This is a genomic window from Dankookia rubra, assembly GCF_004355005.1.
In the GTDB taxonomy this organism is placed as follows: domain Bacteria; phylum Pseudomonadota; class Alphaproteobacteria; order Acetobacterales; family Acetobacteraceae; genus Paracraurococcus; species Paracraurococcus ruber_A.
Genome location: NZ_SMSJ01000310.1, coordinates 1 through 808, shown reverse-complemented (window position 1 = coordinate 808; position 808 = coordinate 1). Strand labels below are relative to the sequence as shown.

The 808-nt window shown below is 63.6% G+C and carries 1 protein-coding gene; it reads right to left on the bottom strand.

Translation table 11 applies throughout. From position 1 onward, the window contains the following. Positions 1-83: 83 nt before the first annotated feature. Positions 84-401 carry an SWIB/MDM2 domain-containing protein gene (locus E2C06_RS36745; protein ID WP_133293423.1) on the bottom strand — a complete coding sequence of 106 codons (318 nt, stop codon included), beginning with the start codon at positions 399-401 and terminating at the stop codon, positions 84-86. Between the last annotated feature and the right edge of the window lie 407 nt (positions 402-808).

Here is an 808-nt window from a genome sequence, read left to right as displayed (position 1 = left end):
CGGGCACATGCGCAGGCTATCGAAGCTGCCCGACCGCGTTCGCAGCTTCTTCGGGCACAAGACTTTTCGCTACGCCGCCTGATTCAAGATCGCCCAGGCCGGATCAATAGGTGCTGGGCGAGGTGCTTGTTCATCTCGAACATGGTCACCTTGTCCTTGTCAAAGACCTTGCGGAGCTTGTCGTCGGCCAGGATCTCGCGGCGGTTCTCCGGGTTCTGCAGGTTGTTGGATTTAATGTAGTCCCAGACCTTGCTGACCACCTCGCCGCGCGGGAGGGGGCCGGCGCCGACCACTGCACTCAGTTCCTCCGATGGCGTCAGAGGCTTCTGCAGCGCATTCGGCTTGCCGCCGTCAGCCTTTGCTGCCGGCTTCTTCGGCTTTTCCGCCGTCTTGTTCGCCATGTGGCCTCCGTGTCTCGTTGCAGCCGATTCGCGCGGGCATTCTCGCACAGCGCGGTGCACCGGCGGCAGGCCAATCAGCCGAAAATGGGATCGCGCAGAAGCTCCACGGTGTCGACCTGTCCCTCGTCGGCGTTCGTCGCTCGGCCGACCGCCATTGTGGGCGCGACCGCGCTGAAGCTCTGCGTCGTTATACGTAGAGTGGCGAGTCTTCGATCGCGCCGTTCGACAGGAGGCCGACTAGGCGGCGGATGCGGCTGCCATCCGCGTGGCCGGCAGACCGCTACGCAGTGCGAGCCAGGTGTCAACGGCGGAGGAATATTGGAGCGCCCGGCGGAGTAAAATTGGGGCAGCCGGTAGCCACCGCTTGAGCTTGGTGACCGCTACTGGGTTGCGGTTGGTTTCGGATG

Bases quoted from the DNA above. Each gene is read 5' to 3' on its own strand.
- E2C06_RS36745 (WP_133293423.1), bottom strand. From the start codon at position 401: ATGGCGAACAAGACGGCGGAAAAGCCGAAGAAGCCGGCAGCAAAGGCT.